Below are 18,603 nucleotides of genomic sequence, written 5' to 3' on the forward strand. Positions count from 1 at the left end.
CGGCCAAAGCCGGACCGATCTGTCCTCAGCCCGGATTAATCCTCGCCGGCCCCGGTATAGGCGCGGTAGATGATGCGGGCGTATTCGCCATCCAGCACCATCGGGTGCGATTGGACAAAGCCGGTGACCTCGGTCACGGTGCGCCGGTTGCGCAACTCACGCTCTTGCGTGGCGACGATCGGCTGCGTCTCGCCCAGTGACACCAGCGCCTCGAGGCGGCTGCGATCGATGCCCTGACTGACCAGGTAGTTGACCGCGGCGCGGGCGCGGCGCAGCCCGAGGCGTTGGTTATACGCCTGGCTGCCGACAAGGTCGGTATGCCCGTAGACCGAAAACCGCACCTCGGGGAAATGCCGGATGAAGCGCGCTTGCTGACGCAGGATCGCGCGGGCGTTTTCATCCAGCGTGGCGGAATTGAACGCGAAATTGATCGTGGTCGGCACCTCGTTGGCAAAGCGTTCGCCCAGGATTTCGCCGTACTGCAATTCGCCCGTATGGAAGGCGATGTTGTTGCGGGTTGCGTCGCCAAAACCGCCGTCGGGGTCCAGATGATGACCGAGCGGCCGGTTCACGGTGCCACAGGCCGTCAGGCCAAGGGTGAGGGCGACCATGGCGCCGCCGGCAAATGCGCGCCGCGACATGGGGCGCGTGAGGGGGGCAAGGTCGGAGGGGGGCAGGGCGCGTGTCATGTTCTGGCTCAATCCATCACGTAACCGTAGGAACCGGTGAAATCCTGCGCCGCAACATCGGCAGCGGCGGTGCCACGTCCTTCGACGCGACCTTGGAAGAACAATTCGTTCTCGGTCGGAATGGCGACGCGATCGGTCGGCAGCACCAGCGCCTCGCCCCGCACGGGGGTGACGAGATGGGCACTGATGATGATGACCAGTTCGGATTGTTCGCGTTGATAGCTGGACGAGCGGAACAGCGTGCCGAGGATGGGCAGATCGCTCAACCAGGGCACTTCGCCAAGTGAACTGCGGAAATCGTCCTGCAACAGCCCCGCGATGGCAAAGCTTTCCCCATCGCGCATTTCGACCGTGGTCGTGGCGCGGCGCGTGCTGAGCGAAGGGATGTCGCCCTGGGTGGTGAATGTCCCGATCGACGAGATCTCGGCATCGACCTGCAGGTTGATGATGTCGCCATCCACCACCGTGGGCAGGAATACCAGGTCCACGCCGAAGGGTTTGAATTCGACCGAGGTTCCGCCGTCTTCGTCCCGAACCGGCACCGCGAATTCACCGCCGGCCAGGAAGGTCGCCGTACTGCCCGACAGGGCCGACAGGTTGGGTTCCGCCAAGGTCCGGACCAGTCCGTTCGATTCGAGCGCCTCGAGCAGGATGTTCAACTGCATCGATCCGGCGCCGAAACTGACGCCGATGCCGCCCTCGCGCCCGGCCTGACCGGGGGGCAGGGTGCCGTTCAACCCGAAATTCGTGGCGCCGGTCAGGTCGGCACCGCCGGTGCCGATCACCGATCCCAGGTCCCCGTTCGTGCCGCTGAGGCCCAGCGAGGTCGACAATTCGCGGCTGACGCTGCGCTGCATCTCGGCAAAGCGGACCTGGAGCATGACCTGCTGTGTGCCACCGACCAGCATCAGGTTGGACACGCCGTTCGGCGCATAGCGTTCGGCCAGTTGCACTGCGCTATCGACCGCCCGTGCCGAGCCGACCGTACCGGACAGGACAATCCCGTCATTCGCGGTGCGCACCTCGATGGGTTCGCCGGGCAGGATTTCGCGCAGGCGCTCGCGCAGCTCGGCGATATCGGGCACCACGTGAATCTCGACATTGGCGATCAGGCTGCCTTCGGCCGACAACAGCGTCATCGTCGTCCGGCCGGGCGACCGCCCCAGCACATAAATCGAGCGTTCCGACAATGTCGCAATATCCGCGATCGCGGGATTGGCGACCGACAATTCGGCGAACAGGCCCTCGCTCTCGACAACGACGGCCCGGTTCATCGGGACGCGCAGGGTCGCCGAGGTGGCGCCCTCCAACACGCGCAGGCCTTGCCCAATCGCCATGTCGGGTTGGGAAAAAACCGCGCACAAACCCATCAGGGCCGCACTCAGGATGGACGTCACACGCATGGTGAACCTGCCTCTATGCCTCGGTCGGGCGTTGTTCTTTTGGGTGCCCGTTCAGTCAAGAATGCACCATTTTTGTTTTTCTTGCAAGAATCACGATGTTGCATCGCTGTCTTGATGTGCTTTCGCCGACGCAAGGCAGGGGCCTTGCGCCGGCGATCGGGGTGTCTCGGGTCTGAGGGTCAGTTGGTGCAGGGCACCTGGGTCACCACCACCTCGCCACCGCGTCGGGCCCGAACGGTGCAGATTTCGGGGGCGGCATTCGGCGTGATTTCGACGGCGCCGAGCAGTTGACTGGTCGAGACCTCGACCTCTTCGCTTTCGGTCTGATCGCCCACGCCGACCAGCGCCAGTGTCAGCGACCCCGAGGCTTGCGCCTGCGTCAGCGCGGCAATGTCGCCGGGGGCCGCACTGACCGTGATGGTCCGCGCAACGGTCGGATTGTTGCGATCCTCGTCCGCGATCTGGTCGATGGCGATGATCTGCACGTTCGAGCGGATCAGGCGCGTGATCCGCTCGCCCTCGCGGCCATTGCCGGTCCAGTAGACATCGACACGGTCGCCGGGCCGCAGGAACCCCGACACGCCCGAGGTCACATCGACCCGCAGCGCCAGGGCGCGCATCCCTTCGGCAAGCCGCGAGGCGACGCCCGCATCCTCGCCGGGGGCGGTGACCTTGCTGCGCAACAGCGGCTCGTCCTGTTCCATCACGCGCAAGACGGTGCGCAATTCGGTGCTGTCGGGGGGAAAGATGTCTTCGTGTTCGGTGAAGGCGCCGAATGGCACATGGTCGGCCGGCCAGCGGATGGCCTCGACATCGTCGGGGCGCAGGCGTTGACCATAGCGCACCTGTCGCGTCACCACGAAAACCTCGGTCGTGGGCACGATGGCGCTGCGTTGCTGGTTCAGGGCCGTCTGGTACTGGTCAAAGCGGTCCTTGGCGACGGACACCGCAAAGGCCGCAAGGCCGACTCCGACCAGAAGCACGAGGATAAAGATCAAGCGCATGGCCGCGTTTCCCTTCTGTCTGCTCTCAATCGCCGTCTGGCGTCTTGTTTTTCTTGTTGGCGGGCGCGCGCATCATGCGCAGGCCACTTTGCCATGGCCGACTGTGCCGCAAGAATCTGGCGAAAAAATGGTCACGCCCTGGATGTTGAATGGCGACCCCAGGAGAAGGACCCCAAGGGTCGCCATTCGCAGCTTCTCTGCATCCGTCGGTGGCAAGGCGCCAATCCGCGGGATGCACGCGCACGGGGTGCGATTACGGATCGGTCGTTTCACCGCCCCCCAGCGAGGTTTCGAGGCCGCCACCGTCGGTCATGCGGTCTTGAAGCTCCATGTTGGTCATCCCGTCCGAGATGTTCGAGGACAGGTCCTCGATCCCGCCCGACACGACGGCCATGACCGCCAGGCCCAGGCCCACGATGGCGGCCGTCAGCACGACCCAGTCGACCGTGACCGCGCCCGACTCGTCGGAAAGAAAGGTTTTGAACTGCGAAAAGGCCATTATCAGCACTCCTGCTCATCAGATGTCGATGTGATTGGAAGTCGGCCGTCATCCGCGAGATGTGTCGCGATCCGAACGGGCCGGGTGCGTTCTGCACCGGCGCCGGTAGCGCAGGGCCAGATTGACCGAAATCGCAGGGCAGGAATGTGGCAGAGCGACGGTGCCACCACGCCGAGTGGTCAGGCTTTTCCGAAAACTGGAGCCATCCAAATGGCGACAGGGTCGCGACCATCCGGCCGCGACCCTGCAATGTCAGATCACGTGTGCGCGTTTGACGGCGCCCGTGGAATATGAACCGTTCAGTCGGCTGCGCCGAGCTCGAGGGTCATGTTGTCGGCGCCGAACTCGTCTTCCAGCGCGATGCCGGCCAGGCCGTCATTGATGTCGTCCGACAGGTCGTTGATGCCGCCCGAGACGACGGCCATCACGGCGAGGCCCAGGCCGACGATGGCTGCGGTCAGCACGACCCAGTCGACGGTCACGGCACCGGATTCGGATTTGGCGAAGTTCTTGAACAGGTTGGTCATGGTCTTTTCCTTTCGATGCGCAGGAGGGTCAGGGGCGCTCCTGCAAGGTCATTGGGGTCCGGGCCCACCGGGGGCACCCCGGCGGGCGTCAGGTGTCAGGCTCAGTCTGCTGCGCCCAATTCGATCGTCATGTCGTCGGCGCCGAACTCGTCTTCCAGCGCGAGGCCGGCCATACCGTCGTTGATGTCGTCCGACAGGTCGTTGATGCCGCCCGAGACGACGGCCATCACGGCCAGGCCCAGGCCGACGATGGCTGCGGTCAGCACGACCCAGTCGACGGTCACGGCACCGGATTCGGACTTGGCGAAGTTCTTGAACAGGTTGGTCATGGTCTTTTCCTTTCGATGCGCAGGAGGGTCAGGGGCGCTCCTGCAAGGTCATTGGGGTCCGGGCCCACCGGGGGTCGCCCCCGGCGGGCGTCAGGTGTCAGGCTCAGTCGGCTGCGCCGAGCTCGAGCGTCATGTCGTCGGCGCCGAACTCGTCTTCCAGCGCGATGCCAGCCAGACCGTCGTTGATGTCGTCCGACAGGTCGTTGATGCCGCCCGAGACGACGGCCATCACGGCGAGGCCCAGGCCAACGATGGCTGCGGTCAGCACGACCCAGTCGACGGTCACGGCACCGGATTCGGATTTGGCGAAGTTCTTGATCAGAGCGTTCATGTGTTCGGTCTCCAGTAGCTCATTAAGTTCGTTGTCTTTTGGATCGGGACGTTTGGGGTGCTGCCCTCACCGCTTCGATGGGTTGATTTATCCCCCCGGATCGGGGCGGGATTGGGGCACTCGTTAGAATTTTCCGAGAATTCTCCGGGGTTGTTTTGAGGCTGCCCCTGCGTCAACACTGAAGAAAGAATTGGACATAAGGGCCGCTGCGCGGTCATCTACGTCAATAAAACAAGGGCGACAGGCCCGATCGAGCTAAATGGACAGGCCCATGCCTTCTTGTGCAGACCGGCGGATGCCGAAGTTTTCCATGTTCCGGGCGTTGTTGACCGTGGGGGTTATCGGCTGGCCCACGATCATGCTTGCGCAGACGGCAGCGCCCGAGGCGCAGGATACATTTCGCCGGATCACCGCGCCCGAGGCGGGGCATGCCGGCCCGCGCATCACCGTTCAGATCCGTCCCGGTGACAATTTCCTGACGCCCGGACCTGAACCGATGTCACAGGTGGCGGCTGCAACGCCCTCGGGGCCATCGGGTGGTGCCGCATCGGACCGGTCCATGGGCGCGGCATGGTTCTGGGATGTGGTCGATCCGCAGCTGCCCGCCGACCCGGCCCGATATTGGGCCGCCCGGCGCCATCTGGCTTCGGCCTCCGAAGTGGCGACATTGGGAACGCCGCGGCTGAACGATCTGCATCGTCTGGCGGATACCCATGGCCGTGACCTGTTGCGCGCGTCGATCGGCACGCAGATCTCGCCGGCGCTTGCGCTGGCTGTCATGGCCGTCGAAAGCGCGGGTCGGGCGCAGGTGACCAGTCCTGCCGGCGCGCAGGGCTTGATGCAGTTGATGCCGGACACGGCCACGCGCTTCGGGGTGGTGGATGCCTTCGACCCGCTTCAGAACATCACGGGCGGGATCGCTTATCTGGATTGGTTGATGGGCACTTTCGACCGCGACCCGATCCTGGTGCTGGCCGCCTATAACGCGGGCGAGGGGGCGGTGCGGCGCGCGGGCGGGGTGCCCGACTACGCCGAGACGCGCACCTATGTGCCCCGCGTGCTGGCCGCGTGGGAGATGGCCCGCAATTTGTGCCGCACCCCGCCCGAGCTTGTGTCGGATGGCTGTGTGTTTCAGCCGCTCGCGGTGCAGTGACCGGCTTTAGTCCGGCGTTTCGGCGGGCAAGGGGCGTGTCACGCCGGAATCGGAGATGGCGACAAAGGTGAAATCCCCCTCGGTCACCATCAGGTGCTCGCCGCTGCGCTGGCGTTGAACCCAGGCCTCGATATGCATGGTGATCGAGGTGCGCCCGGTCTTCACGATCTGCGAATAGACCGAAAACAGGTCCCCCACCAGAACGGGGGCGTGAAACCTCAGCGCCTCGATGGCGACGGTCGCGCAACGGCCCCTGGCCCGCTGCGCCGCCGTCGTTCCGGCCGCGATGTCCATCTGGCTGACGACCCAGCCCCCGAACACGTCGCCGCCCGAGTTGGTATCGGCGGGCATCGGCACGGTCTGGATCGTCAGGGTGCCCGATGGCTGCTCGGGCATGCCGGGCGCGCGCTCAGACAATCGTGGCCTCGGTGGCGGCGCGGATGTCGTCACGGCTGACGCCATCGGCGCATTCGACGATGTGAAGCCCCTTATGCGTCACATCCAGCACGCCGAGATTGGTGATGATCCGATCCACCACGCCCTTGCCCGTCAGGGGCAGGGTGCATTCCCTGAGGACCTTGCTGTCGCCATGCTTGTTGGTGTGATCCATCACGACGATCACGCGGCCCACGCCGGCCACCAGATCCATCGCGCCGCCCATGCCCTTGACCAGCTTGCCGGGGATCATCCAGTTGGCCAGATCGCCCTTTTCGGACACTTCCATCGCGCCCAGGATCGCCGCCGCGATCTTGCCGCCCCGGATCATGCCAAAGCTTTGGGCGCTGTCGAAATACGCCGTGCGGCGCAACTCGGTGATCGTCTGCTTGCCGGCATTGATCAGGTCGGGATCTTCCTCGCCCTCGAAGGGGAAGGGCCCCATGCCCAGCATGCCGTTTTCCGATTGCAGGGTGATGTCCTTGTCGCCGACATAGTTGGCGACCAGCGTCGGGATGCCGATCCCGAGGTTCACATACATCCCGTCGTCGAGTTCCTCGGCCGCGCGTGCGGCCATCTGGTTGCGGTCCCAGGGCATCAGGCTTCCTCCCGCTTGCGCACCGTGCGCTGTTCGATCCGTTTCTCGTGCTCGCCCTGAACCAGGCGATGGACGTAGATGCCGGGCAGATGGATGTGGTCGGGGTCGAGGCTGCCAACCGGCACGATTTCCTCAACTTCCATCACGCAGACCTTTCCGCACATGGCCGCCGGCGGATTGAAGTTGCGGGCCGTCTTGCGGAAGATGCAATTGCCCGTCTCGTCGGCCTTCCAGGCCTTGACGATGGCGAGATCGGCAAAGATGCCTTTTTCCATGATATAGGTTTCGCCGTCGAACTCCTTGTGGTCCTTGCCCTCGGCGATGACGGTGCCCACGCCCGTCTTGGTGTAGAAACCGGGGATGCCGCAGCCGCCGGCGCGCATCCGCTCGGCCAGGGTGCCTTGCGGGTTGAATTCCAGCTCAAGCTCGCCTGACAGGTACTGGCGCATGAACTCGGCGTTCTCGCCCACATAGGACGACATCATTTTCTTGATCTGCCGGGTCGCCAGCAACTTGCCGAGCCCGAAATCATCGACACCCGCGTTGTTCGATGCCACGGTCAGGTCCTTGACGCCGGACTTGACCAACGCGTCGATCAATAGCTCGGGAATGCCGCACAGGCCAAAGCCCCCCGCGGCGATCAGCATGCCATCATGCAAGAGGCCATCCAGCGCCTCGTCGGCTGAGCCGTAAACCTTTTTCATGGGTCGTTGTTCCCCCTCTCGAAAACCGCGCGCACCCTCGCGCGGGCGCGGCCCGGTGTCAACGGCGATGCCGCGCCGCGGCGTCTCTCACGGCGCCAGGGCCTCTTCCATTTCGGCGATCAGGTGACGGCAGAAGGCATCGAAACGCGGGCCCGGCTGTTGGTGATTGATGCGCGCGGCCAAGGGGTCTTCGGCGGTGATGGTGCTGCCCGACAGCGCCTCGATCACGGCATGGCCACAAAAGGGGACATGCGCCTCGGAATAGCCGCCTTCGTGCACCAGCACGAGGCGCCCGTCACACAGGTCGGCCGCGGCCTCCATCGTCATCTCGTTCAGGGCGCGAAAGGTGTGAGATCCCGCCATCATGCGCGCCAGCGGATCGACCGCCGAGGCATCGAAACCGCAGGCAACAACGATGGCGTCGGGTTGAAAGGCGTGCAGTTGCGGGATCACAAGCCGCGCCATCGCCTCGGTGTAGCAGACATGCCCGCCGCCGGGCGGCAGCGGGATGTTCAGGTTGGCGCCGTCGCCCGACCCCGTGCCGCGATCGTCAAACCCGCCGGTATCGGCCGGGTAATTGCGTTCCTGATGCAGGGAAATCGTCAGAACGTCGTCGCGGTCGTAGAAAATCGCCTCGGTCCCGTTGCCATGATGCACGTCCCAGTCGATCACCGCGACACGGTCCACCATGCGCGCATCGAATGCGGCCTCGATCGCGATGGCGATATTGGCCAGCAGGCAGAACCCGTTCGGAAAATCCGGCAGGCAGTGATGGCCCGGCGGGCGCGACAGGGCATAGGCGTTGTCGATCTCGCCGCGCAGGGTGGCAAAAAGGGCGGCCTTGGCCAGACCAGCCGACAGGCAGGCCGTGTCGAACCCGTCGGGGCCGAACGGTGTGCGCAGGCCCAACTCGCCGCCGCCCGCCGCCGCGGCCTCGCGGAACGCCTCGACATAGTCGTGCGGGTGGACGCGCAGCAGGTCCGCCTCGGTCACAGGGGCGGCCGAGCGCACCTCGAGTTCGGCCAGCAGGCCGGTAACATCCATCAGGTTCTTCAGCCGGCGTTTCGTTTCCGGGTTTTCCGGCAAACCGCCCGCGACCGAGGGCTGCATCAAGCCGCCGACCGGCACAAGGAAGCTGTAATTGCCACCCGAGTGCCAGAAACAACGTTCGTCCCAGAAAAACCCTGTGCGCATATGGCCCTCCGATGGTGTTTGCGGGACTATGCCGCCCGTCCATCGGGGCTGCAATGGGTGTCATCGCCCTGTGCATGGGCTTGGGGAAAGGTTGGTAAATGGCATGCAACTTGTCCGATTTGGCCTGTCTGGCTGTGGATCGGCACGAGATTGCGCTGCGCGTGACGCCCAAGGCCGCGCGCGATCGGATCGCGCGGGACGCGGATGGCCGACTGCCGGTCCATGTCATCGCGCCCCCCGACAAGGGGGCGGCGAAGGCCGCAGCGCTCAGGCTGCTGGCCAAGGCCATGAGGGTGCCCAGGGCGCGGTTGAGCATCTTGCGCAGGGGCCACGCCCGCGACAAGGTGGTGCGCGTGGATTGAGCAGCTGTAACGGACCGCGCGTCAGGGCTCGGGGCGGAGGCGATAGACCCCTTCGGGCAGATCCAGCGCCGCCGCAAGATCCTGCAATTGCGCAAGGGACAGGGTGACCTTTTCGACCCTGTCGGTGCGTGGGTCCCATTGTTCGACGGTGACGCATTCGGCAAAGGCCGTGACGGTCACATCTTCGTTCAGCGGGGTTTCGCCCTCATCCACAAGGGTGACAACGGTTGCGTCGAAATCGTGCTCGATCGTGAACATGGGGGCAGATTAGGGCTGGGACGTCTCGCCGTCCAGCGCTTCGCGTTTGAGGTGGCGACGATAGAGCCACGGCGCCGCGATGCGGTTGTAAGCAAAGGCCGCAAGGGGGCGCACGATCGGTAGCCGCACGGCGCGCGCCATCCAGCCCATGCCGGGCAGGCGCGTCCAGATTTCGGCAAAGGCCGGCACCCCGGACACGATGCGCCCATCCGGCAAACGCGCGTGCATCCGACGCTTGGCCTGATCGGGGGTCAGCTTCCATCCCGCCAGGTCGGTCGTGTTCAGATCGTCGAACACAAGCGGGGCCTCGGCACGGCTGGCGCGCGCCTGGTAATGGGAAATCTCGGCCCGGCAGATCGGGCAGCGGTCGTTATAAAGGATATGCACAGGTTCCATCATGCATAGCTAGGCACGGACGGCGCCCTGCCCAGCCGATGGCGACCACAACTGCGTGAGGGCACTGGACGAGGCGCCGGGCGCGGCCAATTTCCATCGCATGATGTTGGCGAAGGCTCTGCGCATTTGGGTCGGCTTGCTGTCCGCACTGCTGCTTGCAGCATGTGGGGCGCCGACACCGTCGGCGGGGCCCGGTGGCGGCCCGACGCCGGTGCCCACGCTCTCGCCGCAGAGGGTGGTCGAGGTGACCCGGACGGTCGAGCCGGTGGCCGAAGCGCTGTGTCGGGCCGAAACCCCGGACCAGATCTGCGATTTCCGTATCCTGATCGACACCGACCCCCGCAATGGCGCCAATGCATTCCAGACCTCGGACCGATCCGGGCAGCCCCTGATCCTGATGACGGCCGCGCTGCTGGCGCGCATGGAAGGGCCGGACGAACTGGCATTCGTGATCGGCCACGAAGCGGGCCACCACATCGCGCGCCATCGTGACCGGCAGGCGCAATCCGCGGCCGAAGGGGCGCGCATTCTCGGTGGGATCGCCGCCGCGCAGGGTGCGGACCGGCGCACGGTGATCGAGGCGGCGGAACTGGGTGCCTTCGTCGGCACGCGGCGTTATTCGCAAGCCGCCGAGCTTGAGGCCGATGCGATCGGCACGCTGATCGCTTGGCGCGCAGGGTTCGACCCGGTCGCCGGGGCGCAGATCTTTTCGCGCCTGCCGGATCCGGGGGTGGCGTTTCTGGCCACCCATCCCCCCAATGCCGAACGGGCCGCGGTCGTGCAGCGCACATTTGCCCAATTGCAAGCCCCCTAGATCCGCCGAAATCGGCCTTGATCTGCGTCAAGGCGGCCCCGCAAGTGTCGTCTAGGGTGCGCGGTGATAAAACGCGGCCCATGGCCCTGTTTCTTCTCCACGCCAATCTTATCAGAGGGGGCGTCATGCAAGGCAAGAAGACGCTGGACCGGCACGAAGATCTGATGAACCGGATGGCCACCAGTTTGGGGGCCGACCTTGATGAGGCCGAATTGCGCGGTGACCTGACGCCCGAGGGGCGCACCGACATGCTGATGGCCTGCACCGGGTGCACCGACCCTGCCGCCTGCAAGGAATGGTTGCTGGGCAATGGCAGTGCCGATGAGGCGCCGGGATACTGCCGCAATCGCGGGTCGTTGCGCGAATTGGCGCAGCGCTGAGGCGCAGTCGCCCGCGTGCGCTGGCGCGGGCCGGTATCGGAGGGACCCTGATACGATGATGACCGGGACAACTCATAAACTGGGCGACACACGCCGGCATTACTGGCTGGCTGTCGGCATGGCCGATATCTCGGGCGCCGATCTGCAGCGGGCGCTGGAAGAGGGCCGGATCACGCATGGTGATTGGGCCGGCATGGTCGAACGCTGCCGCGGGTGCAATTGGGCCGACGGGTGTGATTGCTGGATGCAGACGCAATCGGCCGGCGAGGCCACGGTGCCGCGTGCCTGCCCGAACGCCGAGATGTTCGACGCCGTGATCGGCAGTCAGTCCGACGCCTGAACGCCGCCGGTTTCGGCGGCGCACCAGGCCTGTGCTTCGGGCGTGGTGCCAACGGTTTCCCAGGTGATGACCGGCAGATCGTAGGGATGCGCCTGCCCGATCGCGGCCACGACGGCCGCCCGATGCGCAGGCAGGGTCTTGGCCACGAGGGTAACCTCGCTGTCTTCTTCGATGCGCCCTTGCCAGTGAAACAGGCTCAGCACACCGGGCGTGATGGTGACGCAGGCGGCCAGCCGCGGCTGCAACAGGGCGCGCGCGATCTGCCTCGCCTGCCCGATATCGGCACAGGTTGTGGTCACGTGGATCATCGTCGCATCGGTCCGGTCCATCGGGGTATGTCCGTTCTGCAATGGCACGACAGGGGCAGGGGGAAACGGCGGCGCGTCAGCGCACGGGCCTGCCCCACAGATCATATTCGCTGGCCTCGTCCACGTCGACCTCGACCAGATCGCCGGGGGCAAGGCCCTCGTGCCCCTCGTCGATGAAGAGATTGCCGTCGATTTCGGGGGCGTCGGCCATGGGGCGGCATGTCGCGCCGTCTGCGTCGATCTCGTCCACCAGAACGGTCATGCGCTGTCCGACCTTGGCAGCGAGTTTCGCCTCGGAAATCGCCTGCGCCTTTTCCATGAACCGGTGCCAGCGGTCGTCCTTGACCTCGTCGGGCACGTGATCGGGCAGGGCATTCGACCGCGCCCCGGCGACGTTTTCGTACTTGAAACAGCCGACCCGATCGAGCTGCGCCGCGTCCATCCAGTCCAGCAGGGTCTGAAACTCGGCCTCGGTCTCGCCGGGGTAGCCCACGATGAAGGTCGACCGCAGGGTGATGTCCGGGCAGGCGCGCCGCCAGGCCGCGATCTCGTCCAACGTGCGCGCGGCGGCGGCGGGCCGCGCCATGCGCTTCAGCGTGTCGGGATGGGCATGCTGAAACGGAATATCGAGATAGGGCAGCAGCCCGTTCGACGGGTCGGCCATGATCGGGATCAGGTCGCGCACATGTGGATAGGGATACACATAATGCAGCCTGACCCAAGCGCCCATCTTGGATAACTCTGTGGAAAGGTCGAGGATCGGAAACTTGCTGTCGCGCCCCTTCCAATCGGTGCCATAGGCCGAGGTGTCCTGGCTGATGACCAGCAGTTCCTTGACCCCGGCGGCGACCAGCTTTTCCCCCTCGCGCGTTACCGCCGCAATGGGGCGCGAGGACAGGCGGCCGCGCATGTCGGGGATGATGCAGAATTTGCACTTGTGATCGCAGCCCTCGGAAATCTTGAGGTAGCTGTAATGGCGCGGCGTCAGCTTGACACCGGCGGCGGGCAGCAGATCGACGAAAGGGTTCGGGTCTGGCGGGACAGCGGCATGAACGGCGTCCAGCACCTGCTCGTACTGGTGCGGCCCGGTGACGGCCAAAACCTTGGGATGCGCGCCGGTGATATAATCGGGCTCGGCGCCCAGGCAGCCGGTGACGATGACCCGACCGTTCTGGGTCAGCGCTTCGCCAATGGCATCGAGGCTTTCGGCCTTGGCGCTGTCGAGGAACCCGCAGGTGTTCACGATCACCGCATCGGCGCCGGCATAGTCGGGGCTGATCGCATAGCCCTCGGCCCGCAGCCGGGTCAGGATGCGTTCGCTGTCCACCAGCGCCTTGGGACAGCCCAGGCTGACCATGCCGATGGTCGGCTGGCCGGGTCGGGCGGCCTCGGTGATGCGGGCGCGGGGCGCAAGGTCGGGGCGCAGATCGGGCGGGTTCGTGCTCATGGCCTGCCAGATAGCGGCTTCGCGCCGGTCCGGAAAGGGCCAAGGCGATCGGCGGCGGCCTGCCGCCGGTCGCGGCCCGGCACGTCAATAAGGATGCACATGGGCGCGGTTTGTGGCTAAGTGGCCAAAACGGAAAGGGCAGGCAGAGCAGATGCGTTGGATCATCAGGGCCGTCGTGGGCATCATGGCCGTGGCACTGCTGGGGGCCGCGACCCTGTTCATCCTGCCCGCCGAGCGGATTGCCAGCGTGGCGACCGACCGTATTGCGACCGCGACGGGGCGCGAGGTGGCGATCACCGGCCCCGTACGGCCGACGCTTTGGCCGCATCTGGGCATTCGCGCCGAAGGGGTGCGCGTCGGCAACCCCGATTGGGTCGCGGCCGGGCCCCTGATCGCGGCGGATGCCCTGCATGTCGGGGTGGCCTGGAACAGTCTGTTCTCCGGCCGGATCACCTTGGAAGAGGCTGAATTGATCGGCCCGGACATCGTCTTGATGCGCGATGCGTCGGGTCTGGTCAGCTGGGATTTCGGCGCCGACAGTGCGGAAGAGGGGCCCGAGGGCCAGACCATGGCCGAGGGCGCAGATGCATCCGGTGGCTTGGCGTCCATCGGTTTCGATCGCGCGACGATCACGCAGGGGCGGGTGCGCTGGATCGACGAGGCGGCTGGCCAGGACATCACGGTTTCGGATCTCAGCGCGACAGTCTCGCTGCCCCAGGGGGCGGCGCGCGCGTCGCTGGTGGCCAGCGCCGATGTGAATGGGGCCGCGCTGTCGGTCGAGGCGACGGTGGACGGGTTGACCGGTTTGCTGGCCGGCCAGGTGCGCAATGCCACGCTTGCCCTTGAATGGCCGGGCGGCGCGGCCGGTTTCGAGGGGGTTGTCGCGACAACCCCGGCGCTTGCCGGCGCGATTTCGCTGGACGCCACCGATATGGCGCCGCTTCTGGGCCTGGCCGGGGTGGCGGCGCCGGATGTGCCGGCGGGGCTTGGCCGCAATCGCATCGCGGCCTCGGGGCAGGTCACCGTGACCGAAGAGGGCAGTGCCCATCTGCGCGACGGGCGCATCCGGCTCGACGAAAACGAGATCGCGGCAAATCTCGACATGCTGCCGGGCGACGACCGCCCGATGATCCGTGGCAGGCTGGCGGCGGATCGGCTTGCGCTTGCGGGGCTGGCGGGCGGTGGCGGGGCGTCGCGTGGCGATGCCGGCGGCGGCAACGGGGGATGGTCGCGCGATCCGATCGACGTGAGCGGCCTTTTCGCGGCGGATGCCGAGGTGTCGGTTGTCGTGGGCGCGCTCGATCTGGGCCACGCCATGTTGGAACCGGTCGAGCTGAACGCCACGCTGACACGCGGGCGGCTGGTGCTCGACATTGCGCGGGTCGCGGCCTTTGGCGGGCAACTGGCCGGCCAGTTCGTCGTCAACGGACGCGGCGGCCTGTCGGTCGGCGGGGATCTGTTGCTGGCCAATGTGCAGTTGAACCCCTTGCTCGTGAATTTCGCGGAGTGGGACCGCCTTGAAGGGTCCGGCAGCGCCAGCCTGGAATTTCTGGGCGTGGGCAACGACCTTGCGGCGATCATGGACGGGCTCGAGGGGCAGGGCGATCTCGCCTTTGGGGCCGGCGCGATCCGGGGCTTTGACCTTGCCGGCGTGATCCGCAATCTGGACACCTCCTATCAGGGTGAGGGGCAGCGCACGGTCTATGACCGCATCGAGGCGAATTTCACCATCGCGGGCGGCATCCTGGACAACGATGACCTGCTTCTGGATGCCCCCTGGGGCGAGGTGCGCGGCGCGGGGCGCGTCGATCTTGGGGCGCAGACCCTGGATTATCGCGTCATCCCCGGTGTGCTGCGCGACGAGGCCGGGGTGGCGGGCGTGCAGGTGCCGGTTCTGATCTCGGGGCCATGGTCGGGGCCGCGCATTCGCCCCGATCTGGAATACCTCGCCCAGCAGGAACTGGAGGAACAGCGCGCCCTGCTCGAGGCAGAGGCGCAGGAACGGCTCGAGGCGGAACAGGCTCGTCTGGAGGAAGAGGCGCGCAACCGCGCGAACGAGGCGCTCGGCCTCGATATCCAGGAGGGCGACGGGCGCGCGGAAATCGAGGCGCAGGTCGAGGAGCGGATCAACGAGCAAATCGGCGAGCAGTTGCTGCGCCTGTTCGGCGGGGCACCTGCCGAAGAGCCCGTGGAACAGGGGGTAGAGTGACAGGTTTTCTGATGCGCGCCGGGATGCTGGCGCTTGTGGTGGCCCTGGCCGGGTGTGGCGGCGGATTTTTCGGCGACACCGACGCGCGTGCGACCACGCAGGCCCGCATGACGGCGGATCTCTATCCCGGCGAGACGCCCGAAATGCGCCGGTTGGTGCGGCGATATGCTGAGGTTCACGACATTCCCGAGGCGCTGCTGCACCGCGTCATCCAGCGCGAAAGCGACTACCGCGCCGATGCCCGCAACGGGCCCTATTGGGGGCTGATGCAGATCCTGCCGCAGACCGCCAGGACGATGGGGCACAGGGGGCCGCCCGAGGAACTGCTCGACCCGGAGGTCAATTTGACCTTTGCAGGCAGATACTTGCGCGGGGCGTGGCTGGTCTCGGATGGCGATATCGACGCGGCGGTCATGTGGTATGCGCGCGGCTATTACTACGAGGCGCGCAACCGCTGCCTGCTGGTGGAAACCGGCCTGAACGACCGCGAGATCGCCCGCCATTGCCGCTGATTTTTTGGCGTCACAGCCCGTACACATCCTGTACACAGCCCGTACATACACCGCGCAGCGGGGCCGGGGCGGCGAAAGCCCTTGCGCCATGCGTCTGCGCGGCCATGATCGGGCGTATGACGAGTATCGAGATGTACCGCCCCGGCATCGACGAGGTAAAAGGTAACCTGGCGTGGAGCGCGCTGGAGCACCGCCTGCTAGACTGCTGCCAGACAGGTGCCCCGGCCGGGCTGCCGGGCAAGACCGACCTGCCGCCGGATTGTTCCGACCCAGACCGACGGGTGCGCGCAGGGCTGATCCGCTACCTGATGCTGGGCGGCTGTGACAGGCCGCGCGGCGCGCGCCCGCACCCCAACGGCGTACGGATCATGGGCGGCTGGATCGACGGGGTGCTGGACCTTGAAAGCTGCCAGAGCCCGCTGGCCTATGGCTGCAAGATTGCCTCCTGCCGGAGCGCGCCAATCTTCATGCCGCGCGTATCGGGGCGCTGTTCCTGCCCGGCTGCGCCGCGCCGCAGGGGCTGGACCTGCAACAACTGACCACGCGGGACAATGTGCATCTGCGCGAGGGGTTCAAAGCAGGGGCGGGGGTGGACCTTGGCGGCGCGCGGATCGGCGGTCACTTGGCCTGCACTGGTGGAGCCTTCGAGGCAACGGAAGGCCGGGCGCTGAACTGCAACGGCGCGCGGATCGGCGCTTCTGTTTTCCTAATCAAAGAATTCCGGGCGAGGGCGGAAGTGAATTTTGGTGGCGCTGAGATCGGCGGGCAATTGGCATGCGATGGCGGGGCCTTCGAGGCTAAAAAGGGCCAGGCTCTGAACTGCGACGCCGTGCGGCTTGGATCGAATGTATCCCTGAGCAACGGGTTCCGAGCGAAGGCGGGGGTGAATTTTCGCGGCGCCGAGATCGGTGGGCAATTGGCCTCGGTTGGCGGAACCTTTGAGGCTACGGAGGGCCTTGCGCTGACGTGCAATGCCGCGCGGATCGGGGCGGATGTGTTTCTGAAAGGCGGGTTTCGTGCGACGGCGGAGGTGGATTTCGCGCGAGCCGACGTGGTTGGGGCCTTGGTGGTCACTGGGGCCGAGATCGGGGACGGGATCGGCCTTGAAGCGGCCCGTATCGGCCATGGGTTCTTCTGGAAAAACGTCACCGGGGCGCGACGGAAGATCGACCTGACCGAGGCGCGGGTCGGGTCGTTGCGCGATGACCGGGCAAGTTGGGAGGGCGTGGACACTCTGATCCTTCACGGGTTCCGCTATGACCGGATCGACGGGTCGATGTCGGTGACCGAGCGGATCGCGTGGCTGGGGCGGGCGCAGGAGGGGCTGGCCAAGCGGCAGGAAACACAGGTCGGCCCGGCCTTTGACCCACAGCCACATGTGCAGCTTGCCACGATTCTTAGGGCGCAAGGCGACCGCACCGGGGCGGCACTTGTGTTGGTGGACCGCGAAAAACGTCAGCGACGCGCCATGCGGGAATGGCGTTGGAAACAGAATGACAGCCCGAGGGAGATACTGCGATGGGCTATGACCCTGGTTGGCCGTCCTGTCGACTTCCTGTTCTGGCTGCTTGCGGGCTATGGTCACCGCCCGGCGCGGGCGCTTGGGGTCTCGATCGTGCTGGTCCTGCTGGCCTCGGGTCTGGCGCATTTTACCTACGAGGCCGGGCAGTTCGCGCCGAATTCCGATATCGTGCTGACCTCCGCCGATTGGCTGGGCGCGGTGGCGGCGCATGAGGCGGGCGATGCTCGGATGCCGGTGCAGATCTGGCAGGAGGGCAGCGCGACGGCGCAGGATTACGAGACGTTCCAGCCGCTGCTTTACGGGTTGGACCTGTTCATCCCGCTCGACGCGCTGGGGCAGGAGGAGGCGTGGCGCCCGAGCACAGAACGCGGGGTGCTGGGCAAGGCCGCCTTCTACTCGCGCTGGTTTTTCCAGGGGGCGGGCTGGATCATCACCGCGCTGGCGGCCGCGGTGCTGACCGGCCTTGTCGGGCGGCGCGACTGACGCCGCCCGTGTCTGTGCCGTGGCTCAGCGCTTGCGGTCGCGGCGGCTGCTCATGGGCTGGAACGCGACGCCGACATGGGCCTCGCAATAGGGTTTGCCCTGTTGCACGGGCAGGCCACAGAAATAGAAATCCTCGGTCGCGGGGTCGCCGATGGGCCATTTGCAGGTCCGCTCGGTCAGCTCCATCAGGGTCAGCCGCTTGGCGTGGCGTTCGACCTCGGATTGCTTGGCCAGCGCCTCGGGGCTGATTTCATTGGCCGAGGGCTGCGGCGGCAGGGGCTGGCCCGCCGGCACGATCGCCTTGCGCAGGGGGGTCACGTTCGAGGGGCGCGGCGCGGGCTCGGGTTTGGGCTCGGACTTGGCCGCCGGTTCAGCCGCCGTGGCCGGTTCGGGCGTGGGCTCGGGCGCGGGTTTCTTCGCCGGTTTCGGGGCCGCCGGCTTGGCGTCGGCGTCTTTCGCAGGGGCCGCCTTGGCGGTCGTGCCGCCGCCGCCCGAACGGTTGGACAGGCCGAGGCGATGCACCTTGCCGATCACGGCATTGCGGGTGACGCCGCCCAGTTCCTTGGCGATCTGGCTTGCCGATTGACCTTCGCCCCACATCTTCTTTAGCAGCTCGACCCGTTCCTCGGTCCAGGACATGCGTATTCCTCGCTTTTGCGCGCGTTTCCGGCTCGAGGCCTCATATGGGCCGCGCGCCGCGATATTG

The 18,603-nt window shown here is 66.1% G+C and carries 25 protein-coding genes; 9 read left to right on the forward strand and 16 right to left on the reverse strand.

The features are described 5' to 3' along the window. Window positions 1-35 precede the first annotated feature (35 nt). The 7 genes from ROSELON_RS08875 to ROSELON_RS08905 all read right to left on the reverse strand — a co-directional run bounded on the left by ROSELON_RS08875 (window position 36) and on the right by ROSELON_RS08905 (window position 4,782). The gene (locus ROSELON_RS08875; protein WP_038651227.1) at window positions 36-641 is read right to left on the reverse strand and encodes an OmpA family protein; all 606 of its coding nucleotides are present in this window, start codon (window positions 639-641) and stop codon (window positions 36-38) included. Window positions 642-697: 56 nt separating this feature from the next. Beyond that, window positions 698-2,092: a type II and III secretion system protein family protein gene (locus ROSELON_RS08880; RefSeq protein ID WP_025312056.1), complete on the reverse strand. Its 1,395-nt coding sequence runs from the start codon at window positions 2,090-2,092 to the stop codon at window positions 698-700. A gap of 179 nt (window positions 2,093-2,271) precedes the next feature. Continuing rightward, a complete protein-coding gene (gene cpaB, locus ROSELON_RS08885) occupies window positions 2,272-3,096 on the reverse strand; it encodes a Flp pilus assembly protein CpaB (protein ID WP_025312057.1) in 825 nt (274 codons plus the stop codon). Between the two features lie 253 nt (window positions 3,097-3,349). Continuing rightward, a complete protein-coding gene (locus ROSELON_RS08890) occupies window positions 3,350-3,595 on the reverse strand; it encodes a hypothetical protein (RefSeq protein ID WP_025312058.1) in 246 nt (81 codons plus the stop codon). Between the two features lie 299 nt (window positions 3,596-3,894). Further along, window positions 3,895-4,122, reverse strand: coding sequence for a hypothetical protein (locus tag ROSELON_RS08895; protein WP_025312059.1), 228 nt, complete (start codon window positions 4,120-4,122; stop codon window positions 3,895-3,897). A gap of 101 nt (window positions 4,123-4,223) precedes the next feature. Further along, window positions 4,224-4,451, reverse strand: coding sequence for a hypothetical protein (locus tag ROSELON_RS08900; protein ID WP_025312060.1), 228 nt, complete (start codon window positions 4,449-4,451; stop codon window positions 4,224-4,226). A gap of 103 nt (window positions 4,452-4,554) precedes the next feature. Next, window positions 4,555-4,782, reverse strand: coding sequence for a hypothetical protein (locus ROSELON_RS08905; protein ID WP_025312061.1), 228 nt, complete (start codon window positions 4,780-4,782; stop codon window positions 4,555-4,557). A 295-nt stretch (window positions 4,783-5,077) separates the two neighbouring features. Here ROSELON_RS08905 and ROSELON_RS08910 point away from each other — a divergent pair, with 295 nt between their 5' ends. Then, window positions 5,078-5,935: a lytic transglycosylase domain-containing protein gene (locus ROSELON_RS08910; protein WP_025312062.1), complete on the forward strand. Its 858-nt coding sequence runs from the start codon at window positions 5,078-5,080 to the stop codon at window positions 5,933-5,935. A gap of 6 nt (window positions 5,936-5,941) precedes the next feature. On the opposite strand, the gene ROSELON_RS08915 is transcribed toward ROSELON_RS08910, so the two are convergent. The 4 genes from ROSELON_RS08915 to ROSELON_RS08930 all read right to left on the reverse strand — a co-directional run bounded on the left by ROSELON_RS08915 (window position 5,942) and on the right by ROSELON_RS08930 (window position 8,866). Then, window positions 5,942-6,331, reverse strand: a complete 390-nt coding sequence (locus tag ROSELON_RS08915; RefSeq protein WP_025312063.1) for an acyl-CoA thioesterase — start codon at window positions 6,329-6,331, stop codon at window positions 5,942-5,944. A 13-nt stretch (window positions 6,332-6,344) separates the two neighbouring features. Next, window positions 6,345-6,968 (reverse strand): 3-oxoacid CoA-transferase subunit B, encoded by a 624-nt coding sequence (locus ROSELON_RS08920; RefSeq protein ID WP_025312064.1) that lies wholly within the window; start codon window positions 6,966-6,968, stop codon window positions 6,345-6,347. Further along, window positions 6,968-7,672 carry a CoA transferase subunit A gene (locus ROSELON_RS08925; RefSeq protein WP_025312065.1) on the reverse strand — a complete coding sequence of 235 codons (705 nt, stop codon included), beginning with the start codon at window positions 7,670-7,672 and terminating at the stop codon, window positions 6,968-6,970. The genes ROSELON_RS08920 and ROSELON_RS08925 overlap by 1 nt, the downstream gene beginning before the upstream one ends. An 87-nt stretch (window positions 7,673-7,759) precedes the next feature. Continuing rightward, window positions 7,760-8,866, reverse strand: coding sequence for a class II histone deacetylase (locus ROSELON_RS08930; protein ID WP_025312066.1), 1,107 nt, complete (start codon window positions 8,864-8,866; stop codon window positions 7,760-7,762). A 98-nt stretch (window positions 8,867-8,964) separates the two neighbouring features. Here ROSELON_RS08930 and ROSELON_RS08935 point away from each other — a divergent pair, with 98 nt between their 5' ends. After that, window positions 8,965-9,228: a DUF167 family protein gene (locus ROSELON_RS08935; protein ID WP_038650340.1), complete on the forward strand. Its 264-nt coding sequence runs from the start codon at window positions 8,965-8,967 to the stop codon at window positions 9,226-9,228. 21 nt (window positions 9,229-9,249) lie between these two features. On the opposite strand, the gene ROSELON_RS08940 is transcribed toward ROSELON_RS08935, so the two are convergent. Beyond that, entirely contained in the window at window positions 9,250-9,486 is a 237-nt protein-coding gene (locus tag ROSELON_RS08940) for a hypothetical protein (RefSeq protein WP_025312068.1), read from the reverse strand. A 9-nt stretch (window positions 9,487-9,495) separates the two neighbouring features. Continuing rightward, entirely contained in the window at window positions 9,496-9,885 is a 390-nt protein-coding gene (locus ROSELON_RS08945) for a thiol-disulfide oxidoreductase DCC family protein (protein WP_025312069.1), read from the reverse strand. Window positions 9,886-10,093: 208 nt separating this feature from the next. On the opposite strand from ROSELON_RS08945, the gene ROSELON_RS08950 reads away from it, so the two are divergent. The 3 genes from ROSELON_RS08950 (at window position 10,094) to ROSELON_RS17455 (ending at window position 11,416) form a co-directional block, all read left to right on the forward strand. After that, on the forward strand, window positions 10,094-10,696 hold the full coding sequence (locus ROSELON_RS08950; RefSeq protein ID WP_245605314.1) for a M48 family metalloprotease: 603 nt from the start codon (window positions 10,094-10,096) through the stop codon (window positions 10,694-10,696). 125 nt (window positions 10,697-10,821) lie between these two features. Next, window positions 10,822-11,076, forward strand: coding sequence for a DUF6455 family protein (locus ROSELON_RS08955; RefSeq protein WP_025312071.1), 255 nt, complete (start codon window positions 10,822-10,824; stop codon window positions 11,074-11,076). A 58-nt stretch (window positions 11,077-11,134) separates the two neighbouring features. Next, window positions 11,135-11,416, forward strand: a complete 282-nt coding sequence (locus ROSELON_RS17455) for a DUF6455 family protein (RefSeq protein WP_217520145.1) — start codon at window positions 11,135-11,137, stop codon at window positions 11,414-11,416. Here ROSELON_RS17455 and cutA read toward each other — a convergent pair. Next, a complete protein-coding gene (gene cutA, locus ROSELON_RS08965) occupies window positions 11,401-11,745 on the reverse strand; it encodes a divalent-cation tolerance protein CutA (RefSeq protein ID WP_025312073.1) in 345 nt (114 codons plus the stop codon). The genes ROSELON_RS17455 and cutA overlap by 16 nt on opposite strands. Window positions 11,746-11,800: 55 nt before the next feature. After that, window positions 11,801-13,171 (reverse strand): 30S ribosomal protein S12 methylthiotransferase RimO, encoded by a 1,371-nt coding sequence (rimO, locus tag ROSELON_RS08970; RefSeq protein WP_025312074.1) that lies wholly within the window; start codon window positions 13,169-13,171, stop codon window positions 11,801-11,803. 151 nt (window positions 13,172-13,322) lie between these two features. Between rimO and ROSELON_RS08975 the strand changes: the two genes are divergently transcribed. The 4 genes from ROSELON_RS08975 to ROSELON_RS08990 all read left to right on the forward strand — a co-directional run bounded on the left by ROSELON_RS08975 (window position 13,323) and on the right by ROSELON_RS08990 (window position 17,897). Continuing rightward, the gene (locus ROSELON_RS08975; RefSeq protein ID WP_025312075.1) at window positions 13,323-15,380 is read left to right on the forward strand and encodes an AsmA family protein; all 2,058 of its coding nucleotides are present in this window, start codon (window positions 13,323-13,325) and stop codon (window positions 15,378-15,380) included. Between the two features lie 11 nt (window positions 15,381-15,391). Next, window positions 15,392-15,892: a transglycosylase SLT domain-containing protein gene (locus ROSELON_RS08980; protein WP_025312076.1), complete on the forward strand. Its 501-nt coding sequence runs from the start codon at window positions 15,392-15,394 to the stop codon at window positions 15,890-15,892. A 116-nt stretch (window positions 15,893-16,008) separates the two neighbouring features. Next, a complete protein-coding gene (locus ROSELON_RS08985; protein WP_156945912.1) occupies window positions 16,009-16,431 on the forward strand; it encodes a hypothetical protein in 423 nt (140 codons plus the stop codon). Between the two features lie 344 nt (window positions 16,432-16,775). After that, complete coding sequence (locus tag ROSELON_RS08990; RefSeq protein ID WP_156945913.1) at window positions 16,776-17,897, forward strand: hypothetical protein; 1,122 nt, start codon at window positions 16,776-16,778, stop codon at window positions 17,895-17,897. A gap of 24 nt (window positions 17,898-17,921) precedes the next feature. On the opposite strand, the gene ROSELON_RS08995 is transcribed toward ROSELON_RS08990, so the two are convergent. Beyond that, window positions 17,922-18,536, reverse strand: coding sequence for a GcrA family cell cycle regulator (locus tag ROSELON_RS08995; protein WP_025312079.1), 615 nt, complete (start codon window positions 18,534-18,536; stop codon window positions 17,922-17,924). Window positions 18,537-18,603 lie beyond the last annotated feature (67 nt).

This window comes from Roseibacterium elongatum DSM 19469, from assembly GCF_000590925.1.
Classification (GTDB): Bacteria; Pseudomonadota; Alphaproteobacteria; order Rhodobacterales; family Rhodobacteraceae; genus Roseibacterium; species Roseibacterium elongatum.

Coding starts and splice junctions, on each gene's coding strand:
- ROSELON_RS08875 (WP_038651227.1), bottom strand. CDS start 641: ATGTCGCGGCGCGCATTTGCCGGCGGCGCCATGGTCGCCCTCACCCTT.
- ROSELON_RS08880 (WP_025312056.1), bottom strand. CDS start 2,092: ATGCGTGTGACGTCCATCCTGAGTGCGGCCCTGATGGGTTTGTGCGCG.
- cpaB (WP_025312057.1), bottom strand. CDS start 3,096: ATGCGCTTGATCTTTATCCTCGTGCTTCTGGTCGGAGTCGGCCTTGCG.
- ROSELON_RS08890 (WP_025312058.1), bottom strand. CDS start 3,595: ATGGCCTTTTCGCAGTTCAAAACCTTTCTTTCCGACGAGTCGGGCGCG.
- ROSELON_RS08895 (WP_025312059.1), bottom strand. CDS start 4,122: ATGACCAACCTGTTCAAGAACTTCGCCAAATCCGAATCCGGTGCCGTG.
- ROSELON_RS08900 (WP_025312060.1), bottom strand. CDS start 4,451: ATGACCAACCTGTTCAAGAACTTCGCCAAGTCCGAATCCGGTGCCGTG.
- ROSELON_RS08905 (WP_025312061.1), bottom strand. CDS start 4,782: ATGAACGCTCTGATCAAGAACTTCGCCAAATCCGAATCCGGTGCCGTG.
- ROSELON_RS08910 (WP_025312062.1), top strand. CDS start 5,078: ATGCCGAAGTTTTCCATGTTCCGGGCGTTGTTGACCGTGGGGGTTATC.
- ROSELON_RS08915 (WP_025312063.1), bottom strand. CDS start 6,331: ATGCCCGAGCAGCCATCGGGCACCCTGACGATCCAGACCGTGCCGATG.
- ROSELON_RS08920 (WP_025312064.1), bottom strand. CDS start 6,968: ATGCCCTGGGACCGCAACCAGATGGCCGCACGCGCGGCCGAGGAACTC.
- ROSELON_RS08925 (WP_025312065.1), bottom strand. CDS start 7,672: ATGAAAAAGGTTTACGGCTCAGCCGACGAGGCGCTGGATGGCCTCTTG.
- ROSELON_RS08930 (WP_025312066.1), bottom strand. CDS start 8,866: ATGCGCACAGGGTTTTTCTGGGACGAACGTTGTTTCTGGCACTCGGGT.
- ROSELON_RS08935 (WP_038650340.1), top strand. CDS start 8,965: ATGGCATGCAACTTGTCCGATTTGGCCTGTCTGGCTGTGGATCGGCAC.
- ROSELON_RS08940 (WP_025312068.1), bottom strand. CDS start 9,486: ATGTTCACGATCGAGCACGATTTCGACGCAACCGTTGTCACCCTTGTG.
- ROSELON_RS08945 (WP_025312069.1), bottom strand. CDS start 9,885: ATGATGGAACCTGTGCATATCCTTTATAACGACCGCTGCCCGATCTGC.
- ROSELON_RS08955 (WP_025312071.1), top strand. CDS start 10,822: ATGCAAGGCAAGAAGACGCTGGACCGGCACGAAGATCTGATGAACCGG.
- ROSELON_RS17455 (WP_217520145.1), top strand. CDS start 11,135: ATGACCGGGACAACTCATAAACTGGGCGACACACGCCGGCATTACTGG.
- cutA (WP_025312073.1), bottom strand. CDS start 11,745: ATGGACCGGACCGATGCGACGATGATCCACGTGACCACAACCTGTGCC.
- rimO (WP_025312074.1), bottom strand. CDS start 13,171: ATGAGCACGAACCCGCCCGATCTGCGCCCCGACCTTGCGCCCCGCGCC.
- ROSELON_RS08975 (WP_025312075.1), top strand. CDS start 13,323: ATGCGTTGGATCATCAGGGCCGTCGTGGGCATCATGGCCGTGGCACTG.
- ROSELON_RS08980 (WP_025312076.1), top strand. CDS start 15,392: ATGCGCGCCGGGATGCTGGCGCTTGTGGTGGCCCTGGCCGGGTGTGGC.
- ROSELON_RS08985 (WP_156945912.1), top strand. CDS start 16,009: ATGACGAGTATCGAGATGTACCGCCCCGGCATCGACGAGGTAAAAGGT.
- ROSELON_RS08995 (WP_025312079.1), bottom strand. CDS start 18,536: ATGTCCTGGACCGAGGAACGGGTCGAGCTGCTAAAGAAGATGTGGGGC.